Here is a 17,852-nt window from a genome sequence, read left to right as displayed (position 1 = left end):
TGAGAGGTGCACCATGATTCTGCCATTTGAACTTGATCCACAAATTATTCATCACATCATTTACAGCCAGGCCGGTTCGATCGGTAAGGCGATTATTGAGTTGCTGATGAACTCGGTCGACGCCGGCGCAACATCAGTACGGCTATCGATGACCAAAAGCGGTTTCAATTGCCGTGATGATGGGCGCGGCTTTGCGAGCCGTGAAGACGTATTGCGCTACTTCGGTCGTTTCGGCACTCCGCACCAGGAAGGGGATGCCACGTACGGACGCTTCCGCCTTGGACGCGGGCAGATCATGGCTCACGCAACGACAGAATGGTCATCCAACAGCTGGAAAATGACCGTTGATACCCGCTCGATGGGGTACAACTACGACCTCGATGATCTGTCGGAGGGGACCCCTGGCTGCACGATCGAGGGCAACTGGTACGAGCCGCTCAATGATCTCGAATTGATGTCGGCAATACAGGAAATCCGTGACCTGGTGCGTTACACCACCATCGCTGTAGAGCTCAATGGCAAGATCATCACCCGCGATCCAAGCAGTGAGAAATGGGATTTCGAGGATGAATGGGCCTATTACCGCGCGAAAGAGGAAGGTCCGGTTTCGATCTACAACCAGGGCGTGTTGGTACGCCACGACTCCTCGCACGTCTGGGGGGCGGGCGGGCTTATTGTCTCGAAACAAGCAATTGACCTCAACGTCTCGCGCACCGAGATCTTGCGGAAGACCTGCGTAGTTTGGAAACCGATAGCAAAACAGTTCGCCAAGCTCGCAAACGAAGTATCAGCGCGCCTGGGCGATCACAGAAAAACCGAGGCCCGCCGCGAAAAAAACGCTCGGGCTTTACTCAGTGGAGACCCACAAATCACATCGATTTTCCAACGAGAAGAAGTGATCACTCTGCTGCCTGGAAAAAGACATGTCACGCTGCAGGACTTCATCCGTAAGGCTCGACGTGATCACAAAGGCAAGATCACCATCGTTGAGTATGGTGATGACGTTCCAAAGGGTGAGGCAATCGCCCGGGACGGAATTATCCAAGTTGTACACCCACAAACACTCGAACGGTTCGGATGTAACGGGCAAGAGGACTTTCAGGAAGTTTTAGAGCGGGCGATCGCCAACGTAAGCGAGGCCTTCACGAATGGTAAAACCTGGTCAGAAGAGGATTTGCTGCGCTGGTTTCCAATGCCCGAGCTCGTGTCTTTTTCAACTCTGCGGGACGCGTTCGTCGAACGGACACAAATCGTTTCTGAAAAGACCGCCCTTGACAAAGAAACACGTAGAGCATGGGTGGCTTTGCGTTGGTGCATTCAGCAATATGCCGGTGCTTGCTCTGGCGCGAAGCGCTACACCGATGGCCGAATGGCTTACGATGAGCCTCGGATGCACGTACTTTTAGGGGAGTCAAACTCAGCAGAAGCCTGGACCGATGGTGATTCGTACCTGGCAATTAATGTCCGCATTGTGAAGCGTCTGATTGCTGAACCTCTGAAAACGGCGGCTTACATTTTTGGACTTGTAGAGCACGAAATTGCTCACAAGGGCGATAGTCTCGAGTGTGGCCATGATGAGGCGTTCTATCAGCGCTATCACGACATCTCCATTCAAATGAGCCCAGAGCGTCAGCGGTTCATGCACATGTGGCTCATGAAATACACGACCAGCATGGAAAGTGAAGGTAAGAAGGCCAGCGGTAATGCCTGGAGAGAGCGCTACCTGGTCGATCGTGTAGGGAGCGGGCGTGTGAAGCGCGGGCTCTCGCCGGCAATTGAAGACCTGTCAGCGGAGCCCCTCGTCCGGGCCGAAGTCCCTGCAGAAAACATGGCGCTTATCAACGTGGTGAACGCTGGACTCATTTCCCGTGGTGTTTGCCCTCAACCTCCAGATTGGTTAGCCGTGCTCCAGCGCGCAGCGCTCGATCAGGCTGAGATTGAAAAACAAAACCGCGAGCGCGTAGAAACTGCGACAAAAGAACATGAAACCTGGCTTGAGTGGGCTCGTAAGAATGCGGCGGCTATTCTGGGTGTCGCTCCAGAAACGCTCGACGACAAAGCTGTGTTTCACCTTTTTACCGTCTGGGATCACACTGGATCTGACGACGAAGTCCGAGCTGCTTGGGAAAGAAAAGACTGGGAAGCACAGCACGAAGATTACGACTTCTCCGATTACCTTGAGGAAAACCTCTCCTTCGAAGAGCTTGAGCAAATGGAGCTCGAGGCCGAAGCCCAAGCCGAAGCCGAGCGTACCGAAGGTGATGCGCGGCTACGGGTCGCGGAAGACTGCCGCGATCTTGTCCAGGAAGGTGAGTCACTTTGGTCCCTGGAGAGGAACGCGGCAGCTGCCGGGTTCTGGAACGTCGAAGCATATTTGAAGTGGCGGGCTACCGACGTGGCTTAGGCTCTACCTCAATCACATTTGTAACTACAAACAGGCCTGGCTGCGTTCGCTCCAGGCCTTTTTCATTCCCGCTCAAAACCATTTCGAGTGCGCCAGAGGCGTTTTAGTGCTTTCTACGGGTCAAGGGTCGGCCCGGAAGCCGCACGCGGCGCGCAGCCTGCCTGCAGGCGAGCACCGAACGGGTGAGGACTGAAGCGTAGCGGTCCCTTTACCAGGTGGCTGGTGATCAAGGCTCCACCGGCGGTCATGGGGTTGCTTCTCCCCATGGCCGTTGGGGTCAGAGGCCGACTCGCTCCCTTCCTGGAGGGAAGGGCGGGGGGATGGGTTTGGCCGCCGCCGGCGGCCGGTGTTAGCCGTCATCCACAAATCCACGGGCTGTGTTAGGGGATGGGTCAGGGGATCCCCGTGCAGGCGGTGGGGTTTGTGGGTGATCGGTGCTCCTGCAGGTGCCGGCGGCGCCGCTGGCCACCGCCAGGTGGCCGTGCCCTGCCCTGCTCTTTCCCGCGGCTGATCGCGCACCTGGTGCACGTCTGTCGACGCGCCCGGGCGAGGACCTGGGCAGCTGCTCGATGCCGGCGGCGCCGGCAACTGCTGCAGGTGATCGAGGCCGGTGCCGATCGGCACGGCCGGCGATCGCCGGCGAAGCATATCCAGGAGAGGGTGAGGTGTTGGCCAGCAGATCCGCGCTCGATCGGGCACGGCGGATTTTATCGAATAAACAAAGATTCAGACAGTTGCACTGGTAGAGCGCTTAATCAGCTGTCGTGGTCTGTCACCCTGCCGGGACTGACAAAACGCTCTCCGGTACAACCGCGCTGTTTGGGATATTGAGTTTTGGATCAGTCGATAAGAAATGAAACCACATCCATCGAATAGAGCATTACACCCCACCCTGCAGCAGAAATGTAGGGTCCGAACGGAAAGACGGCCGAATCGGAGGTGGAATGAACGCTTACAATTCGTTTAAGTGAATACACCAGGACGCCGAATAATGCGGCTAAAAACACCGTGAATGGCAGAACCTGCCAGCCACCCCAAGCCCCGATAACACTCATCAACTTCAAGTCGCCATGGCCAATACCTTCCTTCCTGGTGGCCATGCGAAAGAGCCAGGAGACAATCCAAAGTGACATGTAACCGCCGATAGCCCCCCACAACGCCGCCGAGCTTGTAGTGTAAAAACCGAAGTTATTCGCTATCAACCCAACCCATACAAGCGGTAGGACAATTATATCCGGTAGGACCTTGTGATCTGCATCGATCAAACTTACCGCGATCAATGACCACGTCAGCACAATGAACGCCAACCCTTCGAGCGTAAGCTCGAAACGGTAAATAACTCCAACGCTCAGGAAACCACAGGCAATGACAACAAGCGTTCGACGCGTCGCTGAGTGAGGGTTGTTGAATTCAGGCAGAGACGGATGATCTACCGATAGCCCAAGAATGTCCCGGGCCTCCTTCTCCCATTGCCCGTACAGGTACGTAGGTAACCAGGCTACGACAACGTTGATAGCGGCACCTGCAATGATCCCAATGGCAAACACAGCAGCAAAAAAAGTCAAACTATCTGGCATGTTCTTCCTCCTTGATCGAGCTGGTTGTGCCAACAGCAGTGAACCATTCGGCCTCACCAACTTCCGCATCAGGATGGTTTGCGAGGACGCAGAGGCCTTCATAGCCCGCCCAAGAGAGTAATCGGCCTGGAGCCAGGTCCTCGGCCGCTTTACAGAGCGCCATGATGTCCTGCGGGATTTCGCCGTTGTGAGTAGCGATCCCGTTTTTGACTCCAACCACGGCGAGCGTGCAGTCATGAGTACGATCGGAGTCTCGTTCGGCCCGTTTTGCTTTCACATACTGGTTGATGGAGGTGACGCCGAGAGCTCTCATGGACACCACGGTTAAAAAGCGATCGCCCCGGTAATCAAGCAGTCGATCCAACGGATCTTCTTTGATAAAGGTCAAAAGATCATCGGCGCTTTCAAGGATCCGGACACCTTCAAACTCACGCATGCTTCTTCCTCTGGCCGGCCAAATACAGCGACCGAATGATTCCAATCGGGTCGGATGCAACTGCTTGAGCTCCGAGGTTATATGAGGTCGTTACGTCATGAGACGAGAGATCGAGTAGATCCAGCAATTCGTGACGTAGATCCAAACTTTCGTACAACGCGGAAGCGCGGGGGTCACGCTCTTCGTCAAGGCTGATTTCAGCAAGATGCTGGAGTGCGACTACCAGACTGTCACGCGCATGGGCGTATGCGACGCGTGACGCTACATCACCGGGTGCTTCCCCGCTGACCACTGGATGGCTATCTGAAGAAACGCGAGGATGGGCGTATACAAACCTTGAGTAAGACTCGTCCCTAAGAATTTTGGCCAAAGTGGTACGAGCGTCTTCCGTTGAGTTGCTCCATCGCTCATTGCCCATCCGGGCCAAGGATCCATCAGGCAGCTGGGTCCACGGACCAATGAACAGCGATTGCTCATAGATGCGACGAACACTTCGATATTTGACGCTTGCTAATGCCGCGCTGACTAATGCCAGTAAATACCTTTCGCGCATTGCTGAGCCTCCGTTAGGTCAATTCAAGTTTTGCCAATAGATTTGAATACGCATTATTCCGTATTGTAACCATTATACGGATTGTTATGAGTGTTTTTCAGCGCATCCGGAACGATATTGGTCGCGCGTTTGGTCAAGGGTCAGCCCGGAAGCCGCACGCGGCGCGCAGCCTGCCTGCCTGCAGGCGAGCACCGAACGGGTGAGGACTGAAGCGTAGCGGTCCCTTTACCAGGTGGCTGGTGATCAAGGCTCCACCGGCGGTCATGGGGTTGCCTCTCCCCCATGGCCGTTGGGGTCAGAGGCCGACTCGCTCCCTTCCTGGAGGGAAGGGCGGGGGGATGGGTTTGGTCGCCGCCGGCGGCCGGTGTTGGCCGTCATCCACAAATCCACGGGCTGTGTTAGGGGATGGGTCAGGGGATCCCCGTGCAGGCGGTGGGGTTCGTGGGTGATCGGTGCTCCTGCAGGTGCCGGCGGCGCCGGTGGCCACCGCCAGGTGGCCGTGCCCTGCCCTGCTCTTTCCCGCGGCTGATCGCGCACCTGGTGCACGTCGGTCGACGTGCCCGGGCCAGCACCTGGTCAGCTGCTCGATGCCGACAGCTGCAGGTGATCGAGGCCAGTGCCAATCGGCACGGCCGGCGATCGCCGGTGAAGCATATCCAAGAGAGGGTGAGGGTGTTGGCCAGCAGATCCGCGCCCGATCGGCGCGGCGGGTTTGGTCTACGTCCAGCAGCGGGCGCACATTGAACATCTGTCAAAACTGCTAGCACAGGCGGTAGTAGCGCAATGCCATATCTGTAAACTACACAAAAGTCATGGTGGCAAAATCGGAATGATCCCGCTGCGGACAATAGTCCGCTGACGATGTTAGTCAGAAAACCGACAATCCCGGCCTGGTTTCGTGGGTCAATGTTTTGAAAGCAACTCCTAAGGTTCTTGACCACAACGTCGCATTTGGCTGCGTACTTGCTGAACAACGCAAGGGCTTAGCGCTGTCCCAAGAAAAGTTAGGATTTGAGGCAAAAATGGACCGGTCGTTTCTCAGCCTCCTTGAGCGAGGCAAACGCTCCCCTACGCTCGATACACTAATGCGCCTTTGCAAAGTCCTGAATATATCGTTGACGCAACTTTCAGCCCTCATAGAGGCCGAACTGGAAAATAGGAAAGGGTAGTTCAGTAGTTGGGGTACTTTCCTGCATGCTTCAATACATTGTTCACATATCCATTTTTAAAGCCTTTCGAGAAATCCCCTGTGTTGTAAGCAGAAAGCGCCGCTTGCAACGCAGCCTGGTCGCTTTGGTGTATTTTGGCTGCCCTTACGTAGTTTCGCGTTAAAACAACTCCACCAGCGTAAGCGTTTGTACAGGGGTCGAATACCTGCTCGACTGTAAGACCAAGATTCACCATCGTTTTTGAATTAATTTGCATCAATCCCATATCGATATTGGCGCCCTTGGCAATCAAGCGCTTCGCCTCCAGAATCGCCTCCGAATAGTTTCCGGCTTTTTGGAATTTGTGGTCGCCATTCACGCCGATCGCCCAAGGATTGCCCCCCGATTCCTGATGAATAACCGCAAGCATCGTGTTATTTGACACGAAAGGCGCGCACACCATCACCAGCGTTAACAAGTCCATCACCGGCTCCCCTGGGTCATAGTGAATCGGTTCATGGACATATCCGTAAGCCGGCAAAAGTCGGTCAGGTCATCGGGTGGTATTGCGCTCGATAGCAGAAATCCTTGCCATGCGTCACATCCCAACTCATGCAGCTTCGCCAATTGTTCGTCCGTTTCAACGCCTTCGGCCAGTGTGGTGAGGTTGAACTCTCGTGCAATTGCCAGTATTGCCCGAACGATGCGTCCATCGAATTCACTGGCGGTCGAGCCAATAAACGATCGATCAATTTTGAGCGTGTCCACGGGGAAATTCTTTAAATAGTTCAGCGATGACCATCCGGTACCGAAATCATCCAGGGCTACCCGCACGCCAAGATCGCGCAGAGCATGCAAAATCCGCGCAGCTTTATCGGTGTCGGACACCAGGAAGCTTTCAGTAAGCTCTAACTCTAATAGCGACGCTGGGAATCCAGACTCCACGAGGACTTCATTCACACGAGCAGGCAAGGAATCCACAAATTGACGACCCGACAAATTAACAGCGACCCGCAAATTTAGTCCCATGTCCTTCCAGCGGCGGCCCTGCTGCACAGCCTCTTTTAGAACCCAGTCACCGATCGGAGTGATCAAATTGGATTCTTCGGCAAACCGAATGAACGATGATGGCGGAATAAGACCGCGCGTTGGGTGACACCAACGAATCAGCGCCTCGGCCCCGACGATTCGGTTGGTGTGAGCACAGAATTGCGGCTGGTAATGCAGGACAAAGTCACCGTCCCGAAGTGCTTCCTTCAACTCAGCTTCGACAGTGGCGCGCGTTTCTGCTTTTTCATTCATTTCCGCGTTGTAAAACCGCAGGGTATTTCGACCCTCGCCCTTACTGCTATACATCGCTAGATCGGCGTTCTGCAGCAACTCATCGACAGTTTTCCCATCGCCAGGCCATGCAGCGACACCCACACTCGCACTGATTTGAAAGATGTTGTCCCCGACCACAATCGGTCGAGAACAAGCGTCCAGGATGCGTTCGGCAACAATCGCAGTCTCTTCCGTTGCGCGCAGATTGCTGAGCAATACAACAAATTCATCCCCGCCAAATCTAGCAACAGTATCGCTTTCCCGCAGACACCCCCGTAGACGCCTCGCGACTTCCACCAGGACCGCATCCCCAGCCGCGTGCCCGTACGTATCGTTGACCTTCTTAAAGCGGTCCAAGTCCACGAACAGCACCCCGAGGAATGCTTGGTCCAAACGGCTTGCAGCATGGATTGCCTGCTCCATCCGATCTCGCATGAGATCGCGATTCGGTAGGCCGGTCAAAGGATCAAATTGAGCTATTTGCCACATCCCTCCGACGGCGTTCGAATTGTCGTCGTACGGACGAATAAGATAGGCAATGCCATTTGCAACCGTGGACCGCATAACAACAGCTTTAATTGTCGTTGCGGGATAGTCCAACCCTTCAGGTTGCACGTTGTTTGTTGCATTGAAGAAAAATTCACCTGTTTCATCGCCCGCCGAAATAAACGCGTCAAACTTTGAGCGTTGCTGATCGTCCACGAGCAAATCATGCATGCGAACCCGATCGAGCGCTGCGGGAGCGAAAAGCTGAACAGCCGCATTGTTTGCGTAAGTAATTTCATCTTGACCAGAGCCGACAAAGAGTACCGGCGAAGGCAATTTAGATAGTATTTCTCTGAACATGCTTTTCCCCTTCATCAATAAAGAACGTCGATCATAACAACGCCATCGCGGCCATTAGTTGCGCTGATGCATGAACCCATTTGGGTTGGACTTACATAGCAGCCTGAAGCGCCAATAGCACCGCCACTTCCATAGCCGAACGGCGACATGCCACCAACGTAATAACCTGAAGAGACGGTGTAACTCTGGTTACCGGGGTTGCCAATGCCGTAGCTGTTAGGACCACAAGCACCGGGGCCACCAGCATTTACATAAGGCCCGCTTGCCACGCGATTAGGCGCGGGATAAGAGGGGAATCCAGAATAGGCTACCGCCCCGGGTACATTGCCGGGTACAGGCGTACCAGTGAAACTATCAACTCCCCCCGGAGTGGCACCGCTGCCACCGTCGCACTCAAGCAAAATTCCTTTGCTAGGCGAAACCAGCATACTTGCCCCACCGGGGTAGCCACCAAGACCGTCATCGCCTGGGGGTGGCGCATAAACGCGATATTGTGGATACCCAACAACTGGTGTCGAGGTAGCATATGGAGCCATACCGATTCCACCGGCTCCGACCGTAATTGTCATCGTTTCTCCCTCGACGAGATTCACAGGTGCGGAGAATACGAAGCCGCCTGAGGGGCCTGTGTTGTAGTGACTTGTGAACCGCCAGCCATAACCCGAACCGCCACCGCCGGCCATCGTCACCAATGCACTTTTGACCCCTTGCGGTACAGTCCAGGTAGTTGAAGAAGTAAAAAGGTAACGATGAGCATTCGGCATATCGGTGGCTTTGCCCCAAACAATGCCGTTGCAACCCAGCAGCTTTCCGCTGGAGTTTGCTGCAATCAAACCGATCTGTGTACAGGCCTGCCCTTCAACTGCAAGACCTGTAACTTGCAGCGTCCCCGTAACAGATGAAACCGAGTTAATACTACCGGCGTTATTAATATTGTGTTTCACGCCGGACGTGTCCTGCATGTTGATGTCGCCCGTTCTGGGAAGACTGCCGTCACGGCGATCAAACACAAAGAAGCCTGAACTATCGTAGCCATTGCTTACAGAAATAAGGCCGGCGACGCCGCCGGGGTTCGTACCAGTTTGAGCTCCATTGCTAGTAACGAAAAGACTAGGGTTTCCTCCGAATGATGCCGGCATAGACACACCAGCATTGCCAGGACTAGCAGTTGAGGCTGCAATTGTCGCGCGGCGGATGTCAACCGTGTTGTTGCTCGGATTAAGCAACGGAACCGTTGTCGTCACTTGGAACGGCAGGTTGCAGGTCGGCACCGTGCAACCGCTCGAGGTGTCCACCGTGAGTTGAACTTTTATACCTACGGATTGGCCGTTATAAATAACGGGGTTCACTGCCCTGGAAGCCAGAAAACCGAGGGCGTTTAGATCGGCTGTGGTGGGTGCGAGGAGGCGCGCAGGCGGAAGGGTGTAACCGTTACGCGTGACACTCTGTCCAAGCTGAATTTGCGTGAAAAACGTTGTTGCATAAGTCTTCGTCGCATCGTTCACCGTTGACAGCATCGTCCCAACAAGCCGAGCCCTATCATCACGGCTTTGGCGCACAGTGTCCTGCGCATACCGTTGCCCGTAATAAGCGGAAATAACGGAGAGTAGCAGCACTACAATTGCCAGTTGCGCTGTTAAGAATCCGGCCTGTTTCCGAAAAGGAGATAGGTGCGCGGCTTGTTTTCGTTTCATCGTCGTCCGTCCTAGTGGTTACTGTATTGCGCGCGATCTACTTCTTGGGCTAACGCAGCGAAGTTGCCTTCTTTGATGAGTGCAGTAACCTTGTTATCCCGCGGCAAAGCGGTGGCCACCAACTTGCCTTCTTGGTCAAAGCGCTGATGCACCGCCAGTTGGAAACTGGTAGCTATCAACTCATCGGCATTTTCTTCTCCGGCCGCCCGAGCCATTGCAGCCAAACGTTGAAGGCCCGCGGGAATAGTCTTCGAATGCCCTGTGACTAACACCAGATGACCATCACCACTAAGTCGCAATAACTGCGCAGCTGTTGATGAATCGCGGACTTCGCCGTATCCCAACATCGACGAGTCCTTAGCGGGGAAACATCGTAGTGCAGCGTGAATCGCGTTCTCGTATCCGCCCACTTCGTCGGCGTCAATTTGTTCGCAATAACCTGGACCATGCTCCCCTTCCAACAGATCCTCCGGGGGGTCTTCAATAGTCAGGCAATAACCACCGTGAAGGCGCAATCGGGCCGCAATCGTTGCGGAGAAAGTTGTGGTCTTACCGGCACCGGTAAGACCACAAATGAAAACTAAGCCACCCGTCTCACGTAACTTCGACCCGAGCAACAGCGCCTTAACCCATTGCGGCAACCCCAAATTATCAATGTCAGGACAGGTTTCCCGCAGACCGCGAAGCGCATAACGCCCTTTGCGCATGCGTTGGACCCGCCAACGACTGCCGTCTGAAAGTTTTACTTTCTTCCGGTCTGGGTTATTGGAGACAGCGGCAACCAGCTGATCAATCAATTCTTGATGTTCAGCTGCCGCCGGTTTTTGCCCTGGAAAAATGATCGGCGTGCCGTGGCCGTCAGTTGACAGGTGCACATCAGTGATTAGAGGCATCGTCATCGTGAGTTACGCGCGGCCAAAGGTGAATATGATGGTGTTGTTTGCCGTCGAGCTGCATTGGGTACCGACTGCCGTCAAATCAACGTTGTTCACGCCGGTTTTAACTGCCGTACCATTAATAGTGGCCGTCAGGTAGAGGTCGTTGGTGAAGTTAGTTCCGATTTTGACGCATTCTTTTGTCGGGATATTGTTCATCGTCCCTTGCCCCTGGGAGCCGGACGAAATTGGAACAAAAGTGAGTGTGCCCCACTGGGTCAGCAAATTGCCGGTAGGCACGCCACCTGCAAACTCAACAAAACTGCTGCTCAGCCAACCGTTTTGTGCTACTTGCGCGGTAGTCAGGCTGGTAAATGATGTTTGGTTTTGGTAAGCCGTTTGTATAGACGGAATCGCCGTGTTGAATTCGTCAATAATCTTGCCCGCACGAACGCTAGCGAGAATTCGAGGTACAACTACAAACGCAGCGGCGGCTATCAGTGCGGCAATCATCAGTACGATTGCAAGTTCCGGCAGTCCGAAACCACCCTGCTTGGATTTGCCGAGACGCGACAGACCTTTTTTCATGTTGTTCACATTAGAGATTTCCATATTGATTTCCTGCTGTGGGTTGGTGGTCATAGGATATTGCTCCTTGGTTAGCGAATTGCTTGAATGTAAGTTTCCATCGCCTGGTTAAACTCGAAGTTCCCCATCACGATCACGCCTAACACCATGGAAATGATGCCCATGGCAAGATAACCACTTATAACGGCCTGCCGCTCTGCCGCCTGAACCTCTTTATCGCCGTGATCAAAAGCCAGCATGCGCATTGCCTTGTTAAAGTCAGTCCGTTCTGAATAGTCTTCGATCCGGTCCATCACTCGGATGGAAAACAGCCCTGTATCAAGAGCGCGTGCTGGCATGTTTGGTGTCAGCTCTAAGCGCTTTAACATGAGGGAGAGGTGCCACGCGAGCCAAGGACTCGCAAATTGCCTCATCCTTTCCATAGCCTCTTTCATGCCATGGTTGTTCGATTGCAAAAGAATGGCGAGAGAGACAAGAAAATTGTTTGCCTCGCGTTCGCGGTATGCCTTCCAGGGTAATAGCGGAATTTTGTCTAACTTTGAACGAATGCGACCGCGCCAATTAGGGCGACTCCATAAAACACACCAAGACAAAATCACCAGCCCAGCAGCGAGCAAAACACCATCGTCCACAAGTGCATTCGATACTGCGTACAACTGACGACTGATGTACGGCCATTTTTCTAGCGGTAGCGATTGCAAGTTTTGAGGCGCAATTACCACGGCATACGATACGAAAAAGCCAATGATCGTAATTAACGCCATGACCGGCGAAATCAATGACATCAAATAGCTTGCCTTGATCTTTCCTGACAGTCGAATGGCGCGGCCTAGATAGGTCATCGCTTCTTCAAGTCTTCCATCTTCTTCTGCTGCTGTTAGAACCATTACTTCATAGTCGGGCACCGTGTGTTGCAGCGCATGAGCAAAGGTCATACGTCGCATTTTGCGCAGCCAGTGTTCGTACAGCGGAGCCCATCCTGTTTTTCGCATGCGCGAACGTGCGGCCAACTTTTTCAGCCGCTCCTGATCGGACGCCCCGTCACGTAGAGCAGAAGCAAAGTCTTCGTAAAACTCCTGGCGACTGTCGGAAAAGAAATTGAAGAGGAAGCGGCACACCTTGAAATCGAGGTTCATAGGTCAACCTCTACCAATTCGTAACTTTCAAGCGGCTCAAATTCCTGTTCAAGATCGCGCGGGTCGATTTGACCCGCCGCTACTTTGTATAAGGCATGTTCAAATGCAGTTTTTCCGGTCATATCCACGTCATCAAAACGCGTGGTCCGACTCTGCCGCCAATACAGTTCAGCCTCCTCGTCCAGGCCATCCGCAATCTTCTGCCGGATGACTTTGTCTGGAGTGATAATTTCCGCGACTACGGTGGAACCGGTAATACCGCGACCGTTACAGTGTTCGCAACCTGACTCAGAAGAGCAATAAATATTGTCAGTACTCAAACGGTACTTGAGGGCCAGCAGACTCAATTTACCCTCGGGTAATACATCCTTCGCTGGAACTTTGCATTGATCGCATAGCACTGGCAGAAGCCGCTGGAAAGCGAGAGCGGAGATGAATCGCCGTGCGGCCAGTACATGCCGATCGAGTCCGAGACGAAATAGGCGTATGGCCACTTCGATAGCAGAGGAGGTGTGGATGGTCGTGTAAATTTTGTGCCCGGTTAGCACAAAGTCGGCCATCATCTGCGTCATAACCCGGTCGCGAATTTCGCCGACCATGACATCATCCGGGTCACCGCGAAGAATATCCCGTAACACCCCAATGGCTTCATTGTCACCGGCGTCATCATCTTGGTGATCATTGCGTTGAATCGAGATTTGCGAGACACCGAAGATTTTGTATTCAACGGGGTCTTCTACTGAATAGCGTTTTTTTGAAAGACGTTTCGGGTCGAACTCCATCATTGTTTTTAGTGTTGTGGATTTACCCGACCCGGTTGGCCCCGTAATCGCGATTAGGCCAATAGAACGACCAACACTAAGTTCAAGTTGTTTAATTTGCGACTCTTCATAGCCAAGCTCAGCAAAGGTCTTGTTGCGTTGACCAGGTGTTTCCACCGCCAAGATACGAATGATCACATCCCAGCCGTCAGCTACTCGGATGAATTTATAGCGCAGCTTGTACTGGGTGCCGTTCACCGTTGTGCGGATCATGCAACTCAGTGACTTCGCTTCAAGCGCAAACGATCCTTGGCTTCGCGTACGGGAGTCAGCCATCTGTGTAAACATGTAGCCGGCAACCTGCTCGCAGGTCACCACATCGAAGCCGTGGTACTGGTAGATACGGCTATGAATTCGAAACAACACCATGCCGCTGGTTTCACGGCAACAAATATGAATGTCTGTCGTTTTTTCATTGATCGCATCGCGGATCATTTCTTCAACGATCGGCCGAACATCGCTGGCTTTGTTGTCAATGTCTTCTTTGGTAATCGCGTTATTGATTTCCGCAATCAACGCAACATCAGCCAGTCGTTCTTGAGCCAGTTTATAGCCAGCTTCTACAACGCGGCGCCGCAGTTCCATATGCAGGCGCTGCCCGACAGCGCCTTCGGAAGCGAGGATAATGGCCTCCCGGCCCCCAAGGTCTACGGCAGCCACAGCCGACAGGTCGTTTCCGACGACACCATGCACTTTAGTCATCGGTGCGCGGAACGCTGGCAAGTCGTCACGCGTTTTCGCCCGTGCTGCCTGGCGCATGAGCCCAACCACCCGAGCGGATTGTTGTGCTGCGTCTTCCAATGACGTTCCTTTGCGCCTGCGATTGCCTCGGAGGGTGTGCCAAATGTTTTTCATGATTGCTCCTGCAGTCAACGAATGACTGGCGACATAATCGGCGGAGTGATGACCGAAGGTTGAGGCATATACGGCGCTGTTGATGGCTGGCTGCCCTGCCCTCCTTGCCAATCCAACATCACGGTTTTTCGCTGAATAACGCGATTACCGCTAAGGCGAACTAACGTGATTTCGAACTGCTTAATACTTTCGAGCTTCCAACCGTCAATTTTCGAAATGAACGGTTCTTGCATCGATACGGGCAGATGGCGCCCCTTGTAGTTGATCTCTGCTACTTCTTTGCCAACCAGCCCCCAAATCGCTTCAACAGTCGGCTCTTGCTCATTCACTTCCTGTTTTGCACCTGGCAAGGGCGTTACACCCCCGAGGCTTGTACCCGCCGCTTGGTTTCGATTTTGCTGAATCTTCATATCCAATTCCGACTCCATCAGCTGGGCCTGCTTCCCAAGAAGCTTGCCGAAAGTGTCGGTAGACGTATCGAGCGGGGTCACATCGGCTGCGCTCGCCAATGCGGGCAACAGCAATATCGAAATGGCCAATTCACGGATTCGCATAGACGTTCCCCTTCAGTTCAAAGTTGAGTTTTTCGTTAAGCTCGAAAGTCAAGGTCGTGACGCCGGCAACGTCGGGTAAGCGCTTAACGAGATCGCTCAACAGAACGGACGAACCTGTCGCATTAAAGGCGCCAAACATCGGCACCCATTGTTCATCGGGGCTCGGTACCGCGGGGTTTCCAGCTACGCGCTGCCACGCGTTCGGCAACGTGATGGTTAAGCCAATGGTTTTCGAGACTTGCGCCAGGTTGCCAAGGTCCATCCGTACTTTTTCGCGTTGCGGTAACGTGTCTGCAATGCGCGGTGCGGATGGGGGAAACGGTACCAGGATAGGCTGAGTGACTTTTTCAATGTCACCGTCGAAGGTTGGTGTTGGCCACTCTGCCGGTTTGGCCTTCATGTAGCCCGCCCAGGTCGCAAATGCCTGCGCCTTGTAGGTCAAAGTGCAACCAGGCCCCGCGCATTCCACTTTTGCCAACTTCCAGCCAGCCAGGGACCGCGGAATATTGCTTGTCGTTTCGAGGTATGCCGGCACAGTGACGCGCGCCGGGAGTGTGGCGTTGATGGCTGTATTCACAGCTGTGGCCAGCTCCAGCTTGCGCTGAGCGATATCTCGCTGACGTATTTGCGCCGCTTCTCTTCGGGCGGTCTCTTCCGCTTGGATTTGATAGGCGTAATAACCACACACCAAAATGACAAGCAGGACGCCGATCGCAATACCTCCTATTGGCGCTGCGGAATACCACGAAAACTCGGCTTTCTTAAAGTCACGCTTCTTGATCGAATGACCAAGAATTTCCAGAGAGAACGATCGGACATCGACGGCGAACGGCAGCCGTTCAAACAACTCCGGTTTGTCGGTGTAGATAGGTACCTTTGATGGCTCCGGCAATGACGTGAGAAAGTCTTTCACTATGCCCATCAAATCGGTTGCATCGCCTACGCGATCCATCCTCTTTGCCGGCATCCCGTCTTTCACCGCAAAAGCCCAATAACGCCCCTCTTCCACTTCAACCAGAGCTAGATATAAGTCCTCGGCAACTGCCGAACGGACCAATGACGAGGCGGCCACAGGACGCTTTTTCACTTCACCTTTCGATATAAAGGCAACGTATTCGTCTTCATTACCCTTGACTGACCAGACGAATTGCCACGCAGCGTCAACGCCTCGGCCTAGCTGCTTAATTTCCGTACTCTTGCCGTCAAGGCCAGGCAACGGCAACCAGTCGAGGCCGGCAATCGCTTGGCCGAAACCGGGGATCAGAACGGAGGCCGACATCAGTTCACCCCTTCGATGATCTGTGGGGTCAACAGCACAAGCACCGCGCGGCGCGATGATGATGTAGCTATGCCGCCACCAAGCAATGGGGTTAGCTTGCTGTCGAAGGATTTGTCCGTTGATTGCTGCTGCGTGTTGTCAATGCCGGCGAGTACAGCGGTTTCACCGTTTACGATGCTCGAGTAAATCTGGTACTGGTTAGCGGTCGATTGGGGGTATTGCAACGTCACCCCATTCGATACAAACGTCTTCGTCTCCCCACGCAAAGACGCATCCATCGAGAATTGCACGATGACCGAGCCATTGGGCTGAATCGACGTTCTCATGTTCAAGAACGTACCTGTCGTGAGTTGAGCTGGTTCTACGCCTGGAACAGCTGTCGCGGAGTCCGTGGTGGTGGTGGCCGGCGACGAGCGAGCCGGGTAGATGAAGTTTTCGGTATTGGCAACCGACAGAGGTCGGTTGTTCATCATCGAATAAGTCTCGTCCTTACGGATGTTGACCTTCCCAACGCTCGCCAGCGCTCGCAAAAAAGCGGAAGTGGTTGAGTTATCACCGTTACGAATCACGCCCAACTGACCGAACCCCGTCGATCCTCCTGGCAGACCTGCTGGAGAAAAGAAGTTGACGTTCCACTTGCGTGTCGCGTCGTTAATCAGCCAGGACCAGTCAACACCCATGTCATTGTTTGTGTTGGCTGTCAGATCGACAATTTGCATACGCATACGCACTTGTCGGCTGACCGATTTGTTTTCCGCCGCGATAAGATCTTGAATCTGTTCCTGAACTTCGCGCGTGTCGGTTACGGTGATAACGCCAGATGATGAAATCGAATATTTGCCAATTCCACCGGGCGTCAAAGTGCCTTCGATAGCGGTACGAAGCCCCTTAACCACGTCAACTGAAGCGCTCATTTTTGCCGAGACGTCAGCAGAGGACGACACGTTACCCGCTTGGCTGATGTTGCCGTTAGATCCGCTATTGCCGCCGCTCGATCCCCCTGTTGTTCCCGCCTTCGCAATGGTGCTGCTTACATCATTGGTGTCCGTGATCGAGGCGATTTGATAAGTCCGCGTCACGATGCGCGAAATCAGAATAGCGCCGTCCTTGTAGTCCCAGCCGACACCAAATTTCGACGAGACCTGGTCGAGCAATTCAGTCAGCGTGCCGCCAAAGGGGCTTGCCTGGTCAATGATGAATGAGCGCCCTGGCATGAAACCCTGGTACCCACCATTCATCATTGCCATGCTTGGCGCGGTTTGTCCGATAGGACCGCTCATAGGCATTGCCATACCCGGTGGCAAGCTGACGTTATTCGCTGCCGCTACCGCGCCGCCAGATTGCAATCCACCCATGGCACTTCCAGCGCCCATTCGCTGTGCGGAAAAAGCCTCTAACGGAATCAGGGCATCAGGGCTAACCCTTACCGAGAGCCCGACGATTTTGCTGATTCGGTCACCAATGACTGTCAGTGTCGGTTTATCGGGAAATGCAAATCTGATGGGCTGATTGAACACAGAAGGGAGCTCGGCATCACGAGATACTTTCACCGTTTTACCGCCCAGCCAGACGCCATCGATTTCCCTGACTACGGCGCCTCGTTGTTGGTCGTCCTCTCGCTGTTGGCTAAGACGGTTCTCGACCGAATTACTACCCTGCGTCACTGCATCCCGAATGGTGTTTCGTTCCATCACGGTACCGCAGCCGGCAAGCGACAATGCCGTCACGAACGCCACGCTTCGTTTTGTGTACGAAGTCATTAT

15 protein-coding genes are annotated in these 17,852 nt (G+C 53.8%); 2 read left to right on the top strand and 13 right to left on the bottom strand.

Features of this window, described 5'->3' with window-relative positions:
- The first annotated feature begins 13 nt into the window (after positions 1–13).
- The gene (locus ACYZT6_RS31465; protein WP_462030115.1) at positions 14–2,404 is read left to right on the top strand and encodes an ATP-binding protein; all 2,391 of its coding nucleotides are present in this window, start codon (positions 14–16) and stop codon (positions 2,402–2,404) included.
- Positions 2,405–3,243: 839 nt separating this feature from the next.
- Here ACYZT6_RS31465 and ACYZT6_RS31460 read toward each other — a convergent pair.
- From ACYZT6_RS31460 to ACYZT6_RS31450, 3 genes are read right to left on the bottom strand one after another with little or no spacing between them, the layout of a single operon-like run.
- Positions 3,244–3,981, bottom strand: coding sequence for a prepilin peptidase (locus ACYZT6_RS31460; RefSeq protein WP_462030114.1), 738 nt, complete (start codon positions 3,979–3,981; stop codon positions 3,244–3,246).
- A complete protein-coding gene (locus tag ACYZT6_RS31455) occupies positions 3,971–4,417 on the bottom strand; it encodes a hypothetical protein (RefSeq protein WP_462030113.1) in 447 nt (148 codons plus the stop codon). Before ACYZT6_RS31455 ends, ACYZT6_RS31460 begins: the two co-directional genes overlap by 11 nt.
- On the bottom strand, positions 4,410–4,970 hold the full coding sequence (locus ACYZT6_RS31450) for a hypothetical protein (protein WP_462030112.1): 561 nt from the start codon (positions 4,968–4,970) through the stop codon (positions 4,410–4,412). The genes ACYZT6_RS31455 and ACYZT6_RS31450 overlap by 8 nt, the downstream gene beginning before the upstream one ends.
- Before the next feature lie 911 nt (positions 4,971–5,881).
- Between ACYZT6_RS31450 and ACYZT6_RS31445 the strand changes: the two genes are divergently transcribed.
- Positions 5,882–6,139 (top strand): helix-turn-helix domain-containing protein, encoded by a 258-nt coding sequence (locus ACYZT6_RS31445; protein WP_462030111.1) that lies wholly within the window; start codon positions 5,882–5,884, stop codon positions 6,137–6,139.
- Position 6,140: 1 nt separating this feature from the next.
- Here the strand turns inward: ACYZT6_RS31445 and ACYZT6_RS31440 are convergent, their stop codons facing one another.
- From ACYZT6_RS31440 to ACYZT6_RS31395, 10 genes are read right to left on the bottom strand one after another with little or no spacing between them, the layout of a single operon-like run.
- Positions 6,141–6,602, bottom strand: a complete 462-nt coding sequence (locus ACYZT6_RS31440; RefSeq protein ID WP_462030110.1) for a lytic transglycosylase domain-containing protein — start codon at positions 6,600–6,602, stop codon at positions 6,141–6,143.
- Positions 6,602–8,287 carry a putative bifunctional diguanylate cyclase/phosphodiesterase gene (locus tag ACYZT6_RS31435; protein ID WP_462030109.1) on the bottom strand — a complete coding sequence of 562 codons (1,686 nt, stop codon included), beginning with the start codon at positions 8,285–8,287 and terminating at the stop codon, positions 6,602–6,604. The genes ACYZT6_RS31440 and ACYZT6_RS31435 overlap by 1 nt, the downstream gene beginning before the upstream one ends.
- A 14-nt stretch (positions 8,288–8,301) precedes the next feature.
- Entirely contained in the window at positions 8,302–9,981 is a 1,680-nt protein-coding gene (locus tag ACYZT6_RS31430; RefSeq protein ID WP_462030108.1) for a glycine-rich domain-containing protein, read from the bottom strand.
- An 11-nt stretch (positions 9,982–9,992) separates the two neighbouring features.
- Positions 9,993–10,874, bottom strand: a complete 882-nt coding sequence (locus ACYZT6_RS31425; protein WP_462030107.1) for an ATPase, T2SS/T4P/T4SS family — start codon at positions 10,872–10,874, stop codon at positions 9,993–9,995.
- Between the two features lie 12 nt (positions 10,875–10,886).
- Positions 10,887–11,498 carry a type 4 pilus major pilin gene (locus ACYZT6_RS31420; protein ID WP_462030106.1) on the bottom strand — a complete coding sequence of 204 codons (612 nt, stop codon included), beginning with the start codon at positions 11,496–11,498 and terminating at the stop codon, positions 10,887–10,889.
- A gap of 17 nt (positions 11,499–11,515) precedes the next feature.
- The gene (locus ACYZT6_RS31415; RefSeq protein ID WP_462030105.1) at positions 11,516–12,580 is read right to left on the bottom strand and encodes a hypothetical protein; all 1,065 of its coding nucleotides are present in this window, start codon (positions 12,578–12,580) and stop codon (positions 11,516–11,518) included.
- The gene (locus ACYZT6_RS31410; protein WP_462030104.1) at positions 12,577–14,256 is read right to left on the bottom strand and encodes a GspE/PulE family protein; all 1,680 of its coding nucleotides are present in this window, start codon (positions 14,254–14,256) and stop codon (positions 12,577–12,579) included. Before ACYZT6_RS31410 ends, ACYZT6_RS31415 begins: the two co-directional genes overlap by 4 nt.
- Positions 14,257–14,270: 14 nt before the next feature.
- On the bottom strand, positions 14,271–14,810 hold the full coding sequence (locus ACYZT6_RS31405; RefSeq protein WP_462030103.1) for a hypothetical protein: 540 nt from the start codon (positions 14,808–14,810) through the stop codon (positions 14,271–14,273).
- A complete protein-coding gene (pilO2, locus tag ACYZT6_RS31400; protein ID WP_462030102.1) occupies positions 14,797–16,089 on the bottom strand; it encodes a type 4b pilus protein PilO2 in 1,293 nt (430 codons plus the stop codon). Before pilO2 ends, ACYZT6_RS31405 begins: the two co-directional genes overlap by 14 nt.
- The gene (locus ACYZT6_RS31395) at positions 16,089–17,849 is read right to left on the bottom strand and encodes a hypothetical protein (protein WP_137808377.1); all 1,761 of its coding nucleotides are present in this window, start codon (positions 17,847–17,849) and stop codon (positions 16,089–16,091) included. Before ACYZT6_RS31395 ends, pilO2 begins: the two co-directional genes overlap by 1 nt.
- Between the last annotated feature and the right edge of the window lie 3 nt (positions 17,850–17,852).

This window comes from Pseudomonas sp. RT6P73 (assembly GCF_054897715.1).
This window is presented reverse-complemented; position numbering and strand designations above follow the sequence as displayed.

What these genes read in the sequence shown, in the direction of transcription:
- ACYZT6_RS31465 (WP_462030115.1), top strand. Translation starts at nt 14, where the DNA reads ATGATTCTGCCATTTGAACTTGATCCACAAATTATTCATCACATCATT.
- ACYZT6_RS31460 (WP_462030114.1), bottom strand. Translation starts at nt 3,981, where the DNA reads ATGCCAGATAGTTTGACTTTTTTTGCTGCTGTGTTTGCCATTGGGATC.
- ACYZT6_RS31455 (WP_462030113.1), bottom strand. Translation starts at nt 4,417, where the DNA reads ATGCGTGAGTTTGAAGGTGTCCGGATCCTTGAAAGCGCCGATGATCTT.
- ACYZT6_RS31450 (WP_462030112.1), bottom strand. Translation starts at nt 4,970, where the DNA reads ATGCGCGAAAGGTATTTACTGGCATTAGTCAGCGCGGCATTAGCAAGC.
- ACYZT6_RS31440 (WP_462030110.1), bottom strand. Translation starts at nt 6,602, where the DNA reads ATGGACTTGTTAACGCTGGTGATGGTGTGCGCGCCTTTCGTGTCAAAT.
- ACYZT6_RS31435 (WP_462030109.1), bottom strand. Translation starts at nt 8,287, where the DNA reads ATGTTCAGAGAAATACTATCTAAATTGCCTTCGCCGGTACTCTTTGTC.
- ACYZT6_RS31430 (WP_462030108.1), bottom strand. Translation starts at nt 9,981, where the DNA reads ATGAAACGAAAACAAGCCGCGCACCTATCTCCTTTTCGGAAACAGGCC.
- ACYZT6_RS31425 (WP_462030107.1), bottom strand. Translation starts at nt 10,874, where the DNA reads ATGCCTCTAATCACTGATGTGCACCTGTCAACTGACGGCCACGGCACG.
- ACYZT6_RS31420 (WP_462030106.1), bottom strand. Translation starts at nt 11,498, where the DNA reads ATGACCACCAACCCACAGCAGGAAATCAATATGGAAATCTCTAATGTG.
- ACYZT6_RS31415 (WP_462030105.1), bottom strand. Translation starts at nt 12,580, where the DNA reads ATGAACCTCGATTTCAAGGTGTGCCGCTTCCTCTTCAATTTCTTTTCC.
- ACYZT6_RS31410 (WP_462030104.1), bottom strand. Translation starts at nt 14,256, where the DNA reads ATGAAAAACATTTGGCACACCCTCCGAGGCAATCGCAGGCGCAAAGGA.
- ACYZT6_RS31405 (WP_462030103.1), bottom strand. Translation starts at nt 14,810, where the DNA reads ATGCGAATCCGTGAATTGGCCATTTCGATATTGCTGTTGCCCGCATTG.
- pilO2 (WP_462030102.1), bottom strand. Translation starts at nt 16,089, where the DNA reads ATGTCGGCCTCCGTTCTGATCCCCGGTTTCGGCCAAGCGATTGCCGGC.
- ACYZT6_RS31395 (WP_137808377.1), bottom strand. Translation starts at nt 17,849, where the DNA reads ATGACTTCGTACACAAAACGAAGCGTGGCGTTCGTGACGGCATTGTCG.